We start from the raw sequence: 15,089 nt of genomic DNA on the forward strand, positions 1-15,089 counted from the left end.
TACCAAGGAGTAACGATGTCCGCCAGACCTGGCGAGATCCGTTAATGTCCCGCCTGTGCGCGTGATGACGAACCCCACAGCGAACGGCGTGTGGACAGCCGACCTCGGTCGTGCCGTCCGGCTGTTCCGGGCGTTCGGGGTCGAGCAGACCGACCCGGATCTCTTCTACGGCACGCTGGCCACGGACTCGGTCGGCCATGTCCAGCAGTACGCCGACCTGCACGGCTCGCTGATGCTCGACGTCGGCGGTGGTCCGGGCTACTTCGCGGACGCGTTCCGGCAGGCCGGGGCGACGTACTACGCGATCGACTCGGACCTGGGTGAGCTGAGTGGTCGCGGCGAGCCCGCACCGGGCACAGTCCTCGGCAGCGGGATGGCACTGCCGGTGGCGGACGCGTCCGTCGACATCTGCTTCTCGTCGAACGTGCTGGAACACGTCCCCGATCCGTGGCTGATGGCCGACGAGCTGGTCCGGGTCACCAAGCCGGGTGGCACGGTCTTCCTGTCGTATACGGGCTGGTGGGGTCCGCACGGCGGCCACGAGACCGCGCCGTGGCACTACCTCGGCGGACACCGCGCGGCCCGGCGGTACGAGCGACACGAGGGCCACCCGCCGAAGAACCGTTTCGGCGAGTCGCTCTTCCCGATCACCGTCGCCGGCGGACTGCGCTGGGCGCGCTCCAGCCCGGACGCCGACCTGGTGGCCGCGGTCCCGCGGTACCACCCGCGCTGGGCGTACGGCGTCCTCACGCTTCCCGGCGTACGGGAGGTCCTGACCTGGAACCTCGTGCTGGTGCTGCGGCGGCGATGAGGAGGCTGAAGACAGGCAGCACGGAACAGGTGGTCTGGCGAGCGCGGCTCGTGCTCGGCTGCCTGGTCCTGATCGCCCTGTGCTTCCACCAGGCACCGGGCAAGATCGTGCCGGACACCAAGCTCGACCTGACCGCCGGACCGGGCGGCTTCCTCGCCCGCTCGCTGCACCTGTGGGACCCGCAGGGAGCCTTCGGCCAGCTGCAGAACCAGGCGTACGGCTACCTGCTGCCGATGGGACCGTTCCACTGGCTGCTGCACTCACTGTCGGTGCCCGACTGGGTGACCCAACGCCTCTGGTGGTCGGTCGTCCTCTGCGTCGCCTTCCTCGGTGTCTGGAAGCTGTGCAACGCACTCGACCTCGGAGTGCCCTGGACGCGGTTCGCCGCGGCGCTGCTGTACGCGCTGAGTCCGCGCATGCTCGGCGAGGTGTCGATCACCTCGATCGAGGTATGGCCGATGGCGATGGCGCCGTGGGTGCTGCTGCCGCTGGTGACCCCACGGGCTCGCTCGGGTTGGTGGCGCGTCGGCTGGTCGGCAGTTGCCTTCGCGCTGGTCGGGGGAGTGAACGCGGTCGCCACGGGCGCGACGCTTGTACTCCCCGCACTCTGGCTGATGACCCGACGACTGGACCGGACGACGGTCAAGGTCGCCCTCGGCTGGCTGGGCTGCGTGGTCGCCGTATCGGTCTGGTGGCTCGTCCCGCTCCTGCTGCTCGGGCGCTACAGCCCGCCGTTCCTGGACTGGATCGAGGACGCTGCCGTCACCACCGCGACGGCGAGCGTGTTCGAGTCGTTCCGCGGTACGTCGCAGTGGCTCAACTTCCTGACCGGCGCCGACGGACCCAGCTGGCCGGCCGGCTGGCTCTACGTCACGCAGCCGATGCTGATCCTGACCACCGCAGCGATTGCGCTGCTGGGCTTGGTCGGGCTGGCGATGGGATCCCTGAAGCATCGCGGGTTCCTGCAGCTGTCACTCGTCGTCGGACTGCTGCTGGTGACGCTCGGCCACGCGGGAACGGCAGGCTCGCTGCTGGCACCGCAGGTACAGGATCTGCTCGACGGGCCGCTCGCCGCACTCCGCAACACGCACAAGTTCGAGCTCGTCGTCCGGCTGCCGCTCGCACTCGCGGCGGCCCATGCCCTGAGCAAGCTCTCGCTCTGGGCGTTGGCTCGAGGTCTCCACCGCCGGATCGTCCCGGTGCTGGTCGCCTGTCTGGTCGTTTCGGTGGCGACGCCGGCGGTCTTCGGGCAGTTGCCCCGGGACGAGGGGTACGACGCCATCCCCGCGCACTGGCGTGAGGCCGCGACCTGGCTCGACACCCAGACCGCGAGCGGCAGCGTCCTCGTCGTACCGGCGGCGTCGTTCGCGGACTTCACCTGGGGGTCGACGAAGGACGAGCCGTTCCAGGCGCTGCTGAAGCGGCCCATGGCCGTGCGGGACGCCGTACCGCTGGGGTCGGCCGGGGCTACGCGATGGCTGGACGAGGTGGAGCGCCGGCTCGGCAGCGGGGTCGGTGACCGGACGCTGCGGCAGGCACTCGTCCGGGCCGGCGTCAGGTACGTCGTCGTGCGCAACGACCTGCGGTACGACGCGCAGGTCACGCCGACCGTGGCAGTCCACGAGAGCCTGGCCGAGTCCGGCCTCCAGCGGGTCGCGCACTTCGGACCGCCGACCGGCAGCACCATCGAGCAGCCCGGGGTGACGCTCGACGGACGCACCCGACTGCCGTATCCGTCGGTGGAGATCTACGACGTCGGCGACGCGAGCTCGGCCCGGCTGGTCCCGAAGTCACAACTCGTGGAGGTCCGCGGTGCCGCCGAAGACGTGCCGACCGCGCTGACTGCGCTCGGTGGCGACCGCGAGGCGGTCACGAGCGCCGACGCGGCCGGCAAGCTCACCGGACTCCCGCTGATCCAGACCGACGGCATGCAGCGGCGAGAGGTCGCCGTCGGCCGCCCGGCCGAGAACTACTCACCTGTCCTCGCCGCCTCGGAGGGAAGCCGGCAAGGCCGCCGCACCCTCGGGTACGACGTCAACGCGACCGCACCGAGTACGACGCGGACCTGGGGCGGCGGCATCGTCGACGTACGGGCGTCGTCGTCGGCAGCCGATGCGAACGCGACCCTGCGTACCGGTCCAGGCAACGGGCCGTTCGCGGCCGTGGACGGTGATCCGTCGAGTCGGTGGATCTCGGGCACGTTCGGTCGCAGCAGCGGCGAGTGGCTCGAGCTCAGGTTCGCGCAGCCGCGGACGGTGGACGGGCTGAAGGTCCAGTTCTCGCTGGCGCCGCCGACCACCGAGCCGGTGCGGACGCTGCAGGTGGAGACCGACGCGGGCACGCTGACCTCGGTCGTGACCGGCTCGACAGAGCCGCAGAACATCCCGGTGCCGCCCGGCCCGACGCAACGCCTGCGGCTCGGCGTCGGCATCACCGACGGCAAGAACCCGAACGGGGTGTCGATCGCCGAGGTCAGCCTGCCGGGACTGCTCGCGGTCAGCCGGTTGGCCGTGCCGGACGAGGCCCGCCGGCCGAGTGCGCTGGTGTTCAGGAACCAGCAGATCGGCCGGTCGGCCTGCCTGCACGTGGACACGCGCCCGCTGTGCCGGCAGAACGTCGCCAAGGATTCCGAGGAACCCACCGGACTCCAGCGCAGCGTGAAGTTGCCGACCAGTGCGTCGTACCAGCTGCAGGGGACCGCCTTGCCGAAGGACGGGCCGGCGCTGGAGAAGCTGCTGACCGTTCCGGGCGCCATCACCGCGACAGCTTCGTCCCGGGCGGTCGACGCGCCGGAGGGCCGGCCTGGGGCGGCGGTGGACCGCGACCTGGGGACGGGCTGGGTCGCCGATCCCTCCGACGGTCGCCCGACGCTGACCTTGAAGTTGCCGGTGGCAAGGAAGGTGAGCGGGCTGCAGTTCCTCACCGACCCGAACCTGACCGCGTCGCAGCCGACCGAGGTGTCGCTGCGGATCGACGGTGGGCCGCCGGCCGCCAGCACGGTCGACCCGGAAGGCTACGTCCGGTTCGCCGAGCGGACGCTGCACACGATCGAGCTCAACTTCACCAGCACCCGGCCGCTGATCGACGTGGACTCGGCGACCGGCATCGCGCGGAACGCGCCGGTCGGCGTGGCAGAGGTACGGGTGCTGGGAGCGGACCATCGGCGCAAGGCACTCGACCTGGACGGCCCGACCGGCGCGTTCTGCGGCTTCGGGCCCGGTGTGCGGGTGGACGGCGTACCCGCCGACACTCAGGTCACGGCGACCATCCGGGACCTGTTGCAGCGGCGGCCGGTGACGTTCACGACGTGCGGGAAGGACAGCACGGTCGCGCTGCCGGCCGGACGGCACAACCTCGACGTGCTGGCCGGTGGCGGGTTCGTACCGGTCGAAGCGGCCTGGACGAAGGCCGGCTTCGGCAACGTGTCGAAGACGCCTGTGCAGGACGTTGACGTCTGGCGGTCGGACCCTGCCGAGCTGACGGCCGAGGTGCCCGCCGCCGACGAGCAGTCGGTGCTGACGATCGCCCAGAACTTCAACGAGGGCTGGGAGGCGTACGACGGCAGCGGCCGCAAGCTGACGCCGGTCCGGGTCGGCGGCTGGCAGCAGGGCTGGATCGTGCCCGAAGGAGCCGAGCAGGTCGTCACAGCGCGGTTCATGCCCGACCGCGTGTACCGAGCGGGTTTGCTGGTCGGTCTGCTCGCCCTGCTTGCGGTCATCGCGATGGCGGCGTTCTTCCGGCGCAGACCCAGGCAGTCGGGACACCGGTTGCGTGAGGGACGCTACGTCGGCCGGTGGGCGGCCGTGGCGGCCGCACTCGTGGCGGGCGCCTTCATGTCGGGCTGGATCGGGTTGGCGTCAGTCGCGGTCGCGGCGGCGTGTACCTGGTTGCTGTCCGGCCGGCGGGTGATCGCCGCCGCTGCCGGAGTGGTGGGGATCGGCGCCCTGATCGCGGCGGTTCAGCCCTGGCCGGACGGGGGAGCGGGGCTGACCTCCGGGGTCGTCCAGGCCTCGGTGCTGTTCGGCTGTGCGTTGGTGCTGTTGTCCCGGCCGACCGGTGAGACGTCGTAGTTGCGGTCGCGTCGGCCGAGTCGCATGATCGGTCGCTCCATCCCGTAGTAGCTGGCCGCCGCGAGAACCGCGGACACGACCAGCGTCGGGAAGAACAGCAGGGCGAACCGGCCACTGAAGAGCGTGTAGTCGGTGACCTGCTCCACCACGCTCAGCACGATCACGTGGTACGCGAAGACGCCGTACGAGATGTCACCGGCGACGTGGCCGACCCTGCCGCCGAGAACGCGTGCGGCTCGAGCGGTCGGGGACAGCGCGGGGAACAGCACGCACGCTGCGATCGCCGTGTAGAGCAGGCATTTCACGAACGCCTGGCCCGGCGTCGGCGCCGACAGGTTGTACGGACCGGCCACCGGGCTCGCGGCGAGCACGAGCAGCGCGACCGCGACGCCCCAGACTGTGCCGGGGATCTTGGTCAGCGTGTCCAGTGCCGACGGACCGAGCCGTCCGCTGCTGCGCGCCACCTGCCATAGCGCGAACCCCATGCCGACCGCGAACCAGCCGACGTACCCCGGCAGCCAGAGACCAGCGCGGGCGTGCTCAGTCGCGTTGGCGCCGGCCATCCAGACGGGACCGAGCAGCATGAAGGCACCCAGTACGGCGAGCCGCCAGCGCACACTGCGCCGGGTCGGACGCTCGTACCCGGTCAGCAGCTTCGCCAGCACCGGCAGCAGCAGGTAGAACGCGACCTCGGTCGCCAAGCTCCACAGCTGAGTCAGGCCGTCCGCGGCTCGCCCGTCGAAGTAGATCTGGGTCAAGGTCGCGTGCTGTAGGTACGTCGTCCAGGTGATGTCGTCCTTGTGCGGGACGAGGAGCGCGGCGAGTACGACGGCGACCCAGAGCGCCGGCAGGATGCGCAGCGCGCGGTTGCGCAGGTACGGCAGCGTCAGTGGCGGCAGGGTGCCCTCGAACCACGCGACCACGTGCGGCCGGTACAGCAGGAAACCGGAGATCGCGAAGAAGATCGCCACTCCGACGTCGAGCCGCGCGAGCAGGCCGGCGAACGGACCGTTCAGCGACGCGCCGCTGTGGAACCCGACGTGCGTGGTCAGGACGGCGAGCGCGCCGATCGCACGCAGCCCGTCGAGGGCCGGGAATCTGGTCCGCGTCACTGGGGCGATCCGATCTCGAGGTTTTCCACGCACAGGTTCGTCGCGGGATCGGAGGAGCGTAGCCGAACCGCGGTCGCGGTCATCCGCTGCGACGGGCCGAGGTACATGCTGCCGACTCCGGCGGGCCACTCCCTGGACGCGGGCAGCCCGGCGACGGTGCCGTCGGCATCGACGAGCTCGACCGACACATCGTTCTCCCGGTTGGAGAAGTACGCCGCCTTGACGAACCACTCGGCGGTCGCGGACCCGAGCTGGGTCGGGACCAGCGGGACAGTGAGCGGCTCGGTGCCGTGCAGCAGCAGGTTGCAGAACGCGTTGCTGCGGGACGCCGGCTCGCCGCGCGACCACACCGCGAACTGCGCGGGCCGGAGCTTCCCGCTGTCGTCGACGAGCAACGGCTCGCTCCCCGGTTCCTGCAGCCGGAAGGGGATCCGGGCGGTCCGCAGTACCGGCGACAACCGGGGGTCGTCCATCAGGGCGGTGGCGATCGGTGGCGGCATCCTCGTGTCCCACAGGTTCACGGTCGGCCCGGCCTCGTCCAGGCCGGCGGTGACGTTGGCGAAGTACGCCTTGGCCGGGTTCTTCGCCCACTCCCTGGCGAACCCGGCGTCGGACACGACGGTGGCCGCCACGAGCCCGGTCACCGCGGCCACCGGCACGGCCAGTCGCATCCGCAGTGTCCGAGCCGACAGTACGACGGCCAACGTCAACGGGATCGAGAGATCCGACCAGTAGTGGTAGTGCACGGTGAACACGATCCCGAAGAGCGAGAACCGGCCGTACGACACGAGCAGCACGGTGACCAGCACGTAGACGACGACCGAACCCCACAGCAGCAAGGCACGCCGGTCCCGCCGCCAGGCGGCCAGCAGGAGCACACCGGCCACGACCGCACCGACCACGATTTCCCCAGCGCCGGCCGAGGCGAAGCTGAAGCCGTAGTCCGAGGCGTCCCACGTCCACGGCCCGCCGGCCAGCGCGGCCAACGGCACCCGGAAGCCACGCGCGAGCAGCCCGCCCAGCTCACCCACCGGCAGCCGGCCGCTCGACGGGTCGCCGTTGGTCAGGTACAGGATGCCAAAGGCAACGACCGCGACCGCCAGAGCCGCCGCGAACATCCAGGTACGGCGCAGCCACACGCGGACGGGCTGGTCGCGGAGATAGAGCGCGAGGGCGACGGCCGTGACCAGGATCAGGGCGGACTTCTCCCAGCAGGCCAGGGAGACGAGCAGCGAGAGCGGGCCGCAGGCGAGGGCCCGGCGGCGACGGCCGTCGTACCAGTCGATGGTTGCGTGCAGCAACAGCAGGCCGAAGATGTGAGCCGGCAGGTTGTTCACCCCGCTGGACAGCGACATGAACGACGGCATGCTCAGCGGGGTGAGCGCGTAGAACAGCGTGCCGGCCACCACCCACCAGGTCGGGCCGAGGAGGCGCAGGAGCAGCCGGCCCATCAGGACGATCGCGACGGCCTGCATCAGCACCCGCCAGGCGACGGTGACGTCGTGGTTCAGCGGCGCGACCTCGGCGAAGACGGCGTAGACGAAACGGAGGCCGGGCGCGATGTGGTCGTTGACCGGCGTGAGCAACTCGGACGGTGCGAATCCGCGTCCGCCCTGCACGAGGAAGCTGAGGTCGTCGGTGAGCCACGAGCCTCGCCGTGCGAGCAGCCCGAGCACGGCCGCCTGGACGACCGCGACGGCCACCACGACGGCCTGCAGCACCGACGACTGCGGCGCGCTCGGCAGCCCGGAGATCCCCCTCATGCGGCGCGACTATATGACAGTTCGGACACCGGCGAATTTGTTGACCCTGGCGTCTTCTCAAGGGTGGCTACCCGCTGGTAGCGTCCCGCGGACAGACCGGGAGGGGTAGTTGTGGGGAATCGCAGTCGGGCACTGATGATCGGGCTCGGGGTGTTCTTCGTCGGCGTCGCGGCGCTGGCCAGGTTCTACGCGTATCCGACGCTGGCGGTGGCGCCGGCGGACCAGATCGCGCACACGGTGTCGGCCGGCCAGCACGCCACCATCTTCAGCATCGCCGAGCTCAAGGAGAAGGGCGGCGTCGAGCTGGAGTCGCGCCGGACCGTCCGCGGTGACGTGGCCGCGGCCGAGAAGATCAGCAAGGCGCTCGACCGCAAGGTCGTGGTGTTCGACACCGCCGTCGTCACCGACGACTCGAAGAACTACCAGTTCCCCGACGACGCGTCGAAGACCGACGAGATGCCGCTGAGCTTCGTCCAGGAGCGGGTCGTGCTCGACGCGCACACCGGCGAGGCCGTGCGCTGGAACCCGTCGGGTGACGACAACAGCGGCGAGTACATCGCGACCACGCTGGAGAAGGCCGACCGGCTCAAGCCCGACCAGAACAGCCCGTTGTTCAAGGGCCACGAGGGCCTGGTGCTGAAGTTCCCGTTCGGCACCGAGAAGAAGACGTACCAGTTCTGGGACTCGACCCTGCGCAAGGCCTTCCCGATCCACTACAAGGGTGAGGACGACCAGCAGGGCCTCAAGGTGTACGTCTTCGAGCAGGAGGTCCCGAGGTCGGACGTGCCGCTGGCCAAGCCGCTGCTCGTGCCCGGCAACCTGGTCGGCGAGCCGGGCCGGGACTCGGTCGAGGTGCAGCGCACGTACAAGAACACCCGGACCCTGTGGATCGAGCCGGTCACCGGCGCGATCATCAAGGGCCAGGAGCAGCAGAACGCCACCATCGCCTACAACGGCGAGGACAAGCTGGTCGCGACCCAGGTGACGATCGCGTACGACGACGCGACCGTGACGAAGAACGTGAAGGGCGCGACCGAGAACGGTGTCGCCGAGGGCGGCTACCAGTCGAAGGCGGCCCAGCTGCACCTGATCGGCTTCTGGGTTCCGCTCGTCGCGTTGATCCTCGGCCTGCTGCTGTTCGCGGTGGTTGCCTTCTTCCAGCTGCGGCCGCGGTCAGCGCCGGTGGGCCGACCAGATGGCGGTGCCGGGGACTAGCTGCCCGCGGTCCGGGCCCCAGCCGCCCCAGACGAGGTCGTGACCGGCCGGCCACTCCGGCTCCAGCAGGTCGTCGACGACGAAGCCAGCTGCGGTGAGGGCGCGGATCCAGTCGCCGGTCGTCCGGTGGTGCTCGGCGTAGACCGGCGTACCGGAGTCGTCGACCTCGACGTACGGCGTGCGGTCGAAGTAGGAGTGGGTGATGCGCAGGCCGGACGGCGACGGGTCGTCCGGCATCGTCCACCGGAACGGGTGGGTGACCGAGAACACCAGGAGCCCACCAGGCTTGAGGGTTCGCGCGATCTCGTCCAGCGCGGTCTCCGCATCAGCCACGAACGGCAGCGCGCCGAACGCCGAGCAGACGATGTCGAAGGTGGCGTCCCGGTAGGGGAGGGCGGTGGCGTCGGCGGCGACCGTCCGGACGGCGGTGCCGGTCAGGGCGTCGAGCTCCCGCGCGATCCGGAGCTGCTCGACCGAGATGTCGAAGGCGACCACGTCGGCGCCCTGGCCCACCAGCCAGCGTGAGCACTGGGCGCCGCCGCAGCCGACCTCGAGGATCCGCTTGTTCCGCACCGGGCCGAGCAACCGGGCCTGCTCCTCGTCGACCCCTTCCGGGCACCAGACGAACCGGTCGTCACCGAGGAACTCACCGTGCTCCGCGAAGTACTCCGTCGCGGCCGAGTCCCAGTAGGTGCGGCTGGCTCGTGAGGTCTGCGATTCGGTCAGTTCGACCCTGCGCGGCTCGGCCACCCGGTCAGGTTACGCGTCCAGCCGGTTGTCGGCGTACACGGTCATCGCGTCCCGCAGGTACTCGACCAGCGAGTCGTCCCCGCCGCCGACGTTCTGCCGGAAGCGCTCGTCGTCGACGTACATCTGACCGAGCCCCTTGTACGCCTCGCGCGTCGGCGTCCAGAAAAGGCACGTGACCTCGTAGTGCAGCTGGATCAGCTCCTGCACGCTCAGCTCGGTCACGTCGACTCCGTCCGCCTTGAGTGTGGCCAGCCCCTCGTGCACGCGGGTGTAGCCGGTCCGCGCCTTCTCGGCGTCCGCGTCGGTCCAGCCCTGCATCCGCCGGTAGCTCACGTCGACGGCCTCGTCACCCCAGCGCTCGCGGGCCTCGGCCTCGTACGGGTTGTGCTCGAATCCTTCGAAGACCTTCTCCGGTGACATCTCTCCTCCTTTCCTCAGGTTCTCGATGGTCGTGTCGACGGTCCGGACCAGCTGGCCGAGGCGCAGCTGCTCGCGCAGCAGCCAGTCCTTGTGCCGGGCGAGCACCTCGATCGTGTCGTGGCTGCTCCGGTGCGCGATGACGTCGGCCACCACGTCCAGGCTCAGCCCGAGGTCCCGCAGCAGGAGGATCTGCTGCAACCGCAGCAGTTGCTCCTGCTCGTAGTACCGCCGCCCGTTGGGTGCAGTGCGGGCCGGCTCGAGCAGTCCGATCGCGTGGTAGTGCCGCAGGGTGCGCGAGGTGACGCCGGACGCCCGGGCCACCTCCGCGATCGACCACGCCATCGTGCTGCTCCTTCCCGTCGACGAGCACGACCGTAGATGTTGCCGCTACGTCAACTTCAAATGTATTTGGCAGGATCACCCGCATGACTGATTTCGCGGCCAGTGCGGTGCCGCTGACGGGCGGGTACGGCGGCCAGACGTACGCCGTCAGCGCCGCGGGTGAGGACGCCGTCCTCAAGCTGTACGTCAAGGACCCGGGGCGGGCGGAGGTCGACGCTGCGCTGCTGCGGCTCGTCCGCGGGCTGCTGCCGGTGCCGCGGATCCTGGACGTGAAGCGCGAGGGCTCGGCCGAGGATCCGCCGTTCGTGCTCACCGAGCGACTCCCGGGAACGAACCTGCAGGTCTTCCTGGAGTCGGCGGGGGAGGAGGACCGCCGGCGGATCGGTGAGCAGCTGGGTGAGTTGCTCGCGCGGCTGAGCGGGATGCCGTTCCTGACCGCGGGGATGTTCCGCGACGGCGACCTGACGATCGAGCCGTTCGGTCTCGGCGACCTCGAGAGCTACGCGGACGGTCTCGACCTCGGGTTCGACGAACGGCAGCGGGAGCGGTTCGCCGGCGTGATCGCGGAGGCCGAGGACGTGCTGGCCGAGGACGGCGTCGACCGCGTGTGTCTCGTGCACAGCGACTTCAATCCGAAGAACCTGCTCGTCGATCCGGCGACCGCCCGGATCACCGGGTTGATCGACTGGGAGTTCGCGCACGCCGGGTCGCCGTACGCCGATCTGGGAAACCTTCTCCGCTTCTCCACCGACCCGGTGCTGGCCGGCGCGGCGCTGGGCGTGCTGCGCCGGATGGATCTGGGGGAGCGCTTGGTGGATCTCGGCCGGGCGGCGGATCTGTGGGCGCTGCTCGACCTGGCCGGGCGGTCGCCGGCGCACGAGATCGCGGTCGCCGCGCACGACCTGGTCTCCCGGATGTCGGACACCGGAACGCTCGCCGGCGGCAGGCCGTCGCCGGACGTCGTACATTGAGATCAGTGGCACGTCGGGAGACCTCGGCGGGCGGCCGGCCGTCGGCTTCGTGGCCGGGTGCCCCAGGTTGTGCTGCCTTCGTCAAGACCGGTACCCTGTGATGTGCGCTATGGGCCCGCGCGACCTCGGACGGAGCAGGCTCGTGCTCGCAGCAGTCGGTGGTGAATCTGTCGTCTTCAGGCAATCCAGCGGTTTGGTGCGATCCAACGGTTCATGACGCAACCGCACGACACCACCAGTCCACGGAGCAACCCACCACATGACGGCCAGCATCGAGGCACCTCTCGACCCCGCAGTGCGCAACACCCCGCAGGTAGCGGTCAATGACATCGGGTCGGAGGAAGACTTCCTCGCGGCGATCGATCAGACCATCAAGTACTTCAACGACGGCGACATCGTCGAGGGCACCATCGTCAAGGTCGACCGGGACGAGGTCCTGCTCGACATCGGTTACAAGACCGAAGGCGTCATCCCCTCGCGCGAGCTGTCGATCAAGCACGACGTCGACCCGAACGAGGTCGTCAACGTCGGCGACCACGTCGAGGCCCTGGTTCTCCAGAAGGAGGACAAGGAAGGCCGTCTGATCCTCTCGAAGAAGCGCGCCCAGTACGAGAAGGCCTGGGGCACGATCGAGAAGATCAAGGAAGAGGACGGCGTCGTCACCGGCACCGTCATCGAGGTTGTCAAGGGTGGTCTCATCCTCGACATCGGCCTCCGTGGCTTCCTGCCGGCCTCGCTCGTCGAGATGCGCCGGGTCCGCGACCTCCAGCCGTACGTCGGCCAGGAGATCGAGGCCAAGATCATCGAGCTGGACAAGAACCGCAACAACGTGGTCCTGTCCCGCCGGGCGTGGCTGGAGCAGACGCAGTCCGAGGTGCGGATGAACTTCCTCACCCAGCTGCAGAAGGGCCAGATCCGCAAGGGTGTCGTCTCCTCGATCGTCAACTTCGGTGCGTTCGTGGACCTCGGCGGCGTCGACGGCCTGGTGCACGTGTCGGAGCTGTCCTGGAAGCACATCGACCACCCGACCGAGGTCGTCGAGGTCGGCCAGGAAGTCACCGTCGAGGTGCTGGACGTCGACATGGACCGCGAGCGCGTCTCGCTGTCGCTGAAGGCGACCCAGGAAGACCCGTGGCAGCAGTTCGCCCGGACCCACCAGATGGGCCAGATCGTGCCCGGCAAGGTCACCAAGCTGGTTCCGTTCGGTGCGTTCGTCCGCGTGGAGGAGGGCATCGAGGGTCTGGTGCACATCTCCGAGCTGGCCGAGCGGCACGTCGAGATCCCGGAGCAGGTCGTCCAGGTCAACGACGACGTCATGGTCAAGATCATCGACATCGACCTGGAGCGGCGCCGGATCTCGCTGTCGCTGAAGCAGGCCAACGAGGGTGTCGACCCGGTCTCGGACGACTTCGACCCCACGCTCTACGGCATGGCGGCGACGTACGACGACCAGGGCAACTACGTCTACCCGGAGGGCTTCGACCCGGAGACCGGCGAGTGGCTCGAGGGCTTCGACAAGCAGCGTGAGGAGTGGGAGCGGCAGTACGCCGAGGCCCACGCGCGCTGGGAGGCTCACAAGAAGCAGATCGAGGACGCCAAGACGGCGGACGTCGAGGCCGGCGAGGCGTCGACGTACTCCTCCGCGGCGGCCCCGAAGGACGACGCTCCCGTCGAGGGCGCGCTCGCTTCCGACGAGGCCCTGCAGGCCCTCCGCGAAAAGCTCACCGGCCAGGGCTGACCCACCCCGCAACAACCCGAGACCCCCGCACCCCACCGGGCGCGGGGGTCTCGCACGTCCCCACCTGTGCTCCCCACTCCACCTCCACCACGCCCACCCCCACCCACGCCCGCCTCCACCCACTCGGCCGCTCCCACCGCCGGCCTCCTCCCACCCCTCCCGGGTTTGCTCCCCGCGCGCGGCGTTTGGACGGATAACCCCCGGATTTGCCGGTTCTCCTGTCCGTATTCGAGGGGAGAACCGGCAAATCAAGGGGTTATCCGTCCAAAATGCCCGGTCGTGGGCGGGAAGCCGGCGGCGCCGGGTCGGCGGGGAGGGCGCAGGATCGGCGTGGGGTACTGGGTCGGGGTGGAGGGAGCCTGGGTCGGCGGGGGGTACTGGGTCGGTGGAGGAGCCCGGGGCGGCATGGGGTGCGGGAAGGGCGTGGGGAACGGCGGGTGGGGTGGTTAGTCGTAGTAGCGGTGGCGGCGGGGGTTTTCGAAGCCGTTGCCCCAGCGACCGCCGCCTTCGCCTTGGATGCGTGAGCGCAGCTCCCACACGTGGGCGCGGGCGAAGCTGGAGGCGAAGAAGCACATCCGGTACGACTCGAGCGACGAGCCCACGTCGCACAGGGGCACCCGCTGCTCGGCGTACCAGCCCTGGTCGAACGTCGGGTCCTCGTCGGCGCGGACCCGGGCCGCGTCCTGGGCGCAGGCGGCCACCGTTCGCGTCGGGCCATTGTGCGGGGTCCAGTCGACCTCCGTGCTCGACGGTCCGTGGTACGGGTCGAAGAAGCACGGGGTACGGCGCTCTGGCAGTGGCGCACCCGTGATTCGGGCCCGGACGCACGCCAGCGCGTGCCGCCCCGATGCCAACGTGTCGACGACGACGCTGACCGTCTCGGCCGACGACATCCGGTCGACAGCACGTTTGGCCGACTCGTAGGCGTCGAGTGCTCGCTGGTAGTCGTCCCGTGCACGCGCGTCGAGTCGGTGAGTGGTGGTACTGCGGCCGAACCGGGTCAGCTCCTCGCCGAACCGGATCGCGTCCGCCTCCGCCGCCACCCGGATCGTCCGGAGCTCGCGGGCGGACCGGCGTCGACGTGCCGTCCGGAACCAGGCGTACCGTCCGGCCGCCGCCGTACAGCCACCGCCGAGGACCAGCAGCAACCACTCCATATCCCATGCTAGGCAGGTGGCGCCGGTGGGGGCATGGTCTTTTGTAAGGTGCTGGCGTGCTGAGAGTGGGACTGACCGGCGGAATCGGGTCCGGCAAGAGTGCGGTGTCGTCGCGGCTGGCCGACCGTGGAGCGGTGGTGATCGACTCCGACGTGCTGGCGCGCGAGGTGGTCGCGAAGGGGACCGACGGGCTGGCCGAGGTGGTGCGCGCGTTCGGCGACGGCGTACTGACGGCCGCGGGGGAGCTGGACCGGCCGGCGGTCGGGCGGATCGTCTTCGGCGACGAGGCGGCCCGGCGGACGCTCGAGGCGATCATCCATCCGCGGGTCCGGGCGCGGGCGGCCGAGATCGAGGCCGCCGTACCGGCCGGCGCGGTGGTGGTGCACGACATCCCGCTGCTGGTCGAGACCGGTCAGGCGGACGCGTTCGACGTCGTCCTGGTCGTCGACGTGCCGGTCGACGTACAGCTCGAACGGCTGACCGCGCAGCGCGGGATGGCTGAGGCGGAAGCGAAACAGCGGATGGCCAGCCAGGCGACCCGGGAGCAGCGGCTCGCGGTCGCCGGACTGGTCGTGGACAACTCCGGCACGCTCGCGGACCTGGACCGGCGGATCGCGGAGGTGTGGGCCGAGTTACAGCGGCGCGCAGGGCACGGTCCGGACACGAAAGGGTGACCCTCGCGCGGTAAATGATGAATCCAGGGCGGGCTGTACGAGAATCTGTCCCGGTTCGGCCCGGGT

General features: G+C 70.0%; 11 protein-coding genes. 6 read left to right on the top strand and 5 right to left on the bottom strand.

Annotated elements, in window-relative coordinates; translation table 11 throughout:
• Positions 1-64 precede the first annotated feature (64 nt).
• The gene (locus ACQPYZ_RS15160) at positions 65-811 is read left to right on the top strand and encodes a methyltransferase domain-containing protein (protein ID WP_433168593.1); all 747 of its coding nucleotides are present in this window, start codon (positions 65-67) and stop codon (positions 809-811) included.
• Complete coding sequence (locus ACQPYZ_RS15165) at positions 808-4,881, top strand: alpha-(1->3)-arabinofuranosyltransferase (RefSeq protein ID WP_433168595.1); 4,074 nt, start codon at positions 808-810, stop codon at positions 4,879-4,881. Before ACQPYZ_RS15160 ends, ACQPYZ_RS15165 begins: the two co-directional genes overlap by 4 nt.
• Here ACQPYZ_RS15165 and ACQPYZ_RS15170 read toward each other — a convergent pair.
• The gene (locus ACQPYZ_RS15170) at positions 4,770-5,993 is read right to left on the bottom strand and encodes an acyltransferase family protein (RefSeq protein WP_433168597.1); all 1,224 of its coding nucleotides are present in this window, start codon (positions 5,991-5,993) and stop codon (positions 4,770-4,772) included. The two genes, ACQPYZ_RS15165 and ACQPYZ_RS15170, sit on opposite strands and share 112 nt — an antisense overlap.
• On the bottom strand, positions 5,990-7,756 hold the full coding sequence (locus tag ACQPYZ_RS15175; protein ID WP_433168599.1) for a hypothetical protein: 1,767 nt from the start codon (positions 7,754-7,756) through the stop codon (positions 5,990-5,992). The genes ACQPYZ_RS15170 and ACQPYZ_RS15175 overlap by 4 nt, the downstream gene beginning before the upstream one ends.
• Positions 7,757-7,867: 111 nt before the next feature.
• Here ACQPYZ_RS15175 and ACQPYZ_RS15180 point away from each other — a divergent pair, with 111 nt between their 5' ends.
• Positions 7,868-8,971, top strand: coding sequence for a DUF3068 domain-containing protein (locus ACQPYZ_RS15180; protein WP_433168601.1), 1,104 nt, complete (start codon positions 7,868-7,870; stop codon positions 8,969-8,971).
• Here the strand turns inward: ACQPYZ_RS15180 and ACQPYZ_RS15185 are convergent.
• Together ACQPYZ_RS15185 and ACQPYZ_RS15190 are read right to left on the bottom strand one after the other, a co-directional pair.
• Entirely contained in the window at positions 8,930-9,721 is a 792-nt protein-coding gene (locus tag ACQPYZ_RS15185) for a class I SAM-dependent methyltransferase (protein WP_433168603.1), read from the bottom strand. The genes ACQPYZ_RS15180 and ACQPYZ_RS15185 overlap by 42 nt on opposite strands.
• A gap of 9 nt (positions 9,722-9,730) precedes the next feature.
• A complete protein-coding gene (locus ACQPYZ_RS15190; RefSeq protein ID WP_433168605.1) occupies positions 9,731-10,483 on the bottom strand; it encodes a MerR family transcriptional regulator in 753 nt (250 codons plus the stop codon).
• Positions 10,484-10,566: 83 nt separating this feature from the next.
• Between ACQPYZ_RS15190 and ACQPYZ_RS15195 the strand changes: the two genes are divergently transcribed.
• Positions 10,567-11,454: a phosphotransferase family protein gene (locus ACQPYZ_RS15195; protein ID WP_433168608.1), complete on the top strand. Its 888-nt coding sequence runs from the start codon at positions 10,567-10,569 to the stop codon at positions 11,452-11,454.
• A gap of 259 nt (positions 11,455-11,713) precedes the next feature.
• Positions 11,714-13,192, top strand: a complete 1,479-nt coding sequence (rpsA, locus tag ACQPYZ_RS15200; RefSeq protein WP_433168610.1) for a 30S ribosomal protein S1 — start codon at positions 11,714-11,716, stop codon at positions 13,190-13,192.
• 446 nt (positions 13,193-13,638) lie between these two features.
• Here rpsA and ACQPYZ_RS15205 read toward each other — a convergent pair whose 3' ends face one another.
• On the bottom strand, positions 13,639-14,349 hold the full coding sequence (locus ACQPYZ_RS15205) for a hypothetical protein (protein ID WP_433168612.1): 711 nt from the start codon (positions 14,347-14,349) through the stop codon (positions 13,639-13,641).
• A gap of 56 nt (positions 14,350-14,405) precedes the next feature.
• Between ACQPYZ_RS15205 and coaE the strand changes: the two genes are divergently transcribed.
• Positions 14,406-15,023 (top strand): dephospho-CoA kinase, encoded by a 618-nt coding sequence (coaE, locus tag ACQPYZ_RS15210; protein WP_433168614.1) that lies wholly within the window; start codon positions 14,406-14,408, stop codon positions 15,021-15,023.
• Positions 15,024-15,089: the final 66 nt, after the last annotated feature.

This window comes from Kribbella sp. CA-247076, assembly GCF_050942445.1.
GTDB lineage: Bacteria > Actinomycetota > Actinomycetes > Propionibacteriales > Kribbellaceae > Kribbella.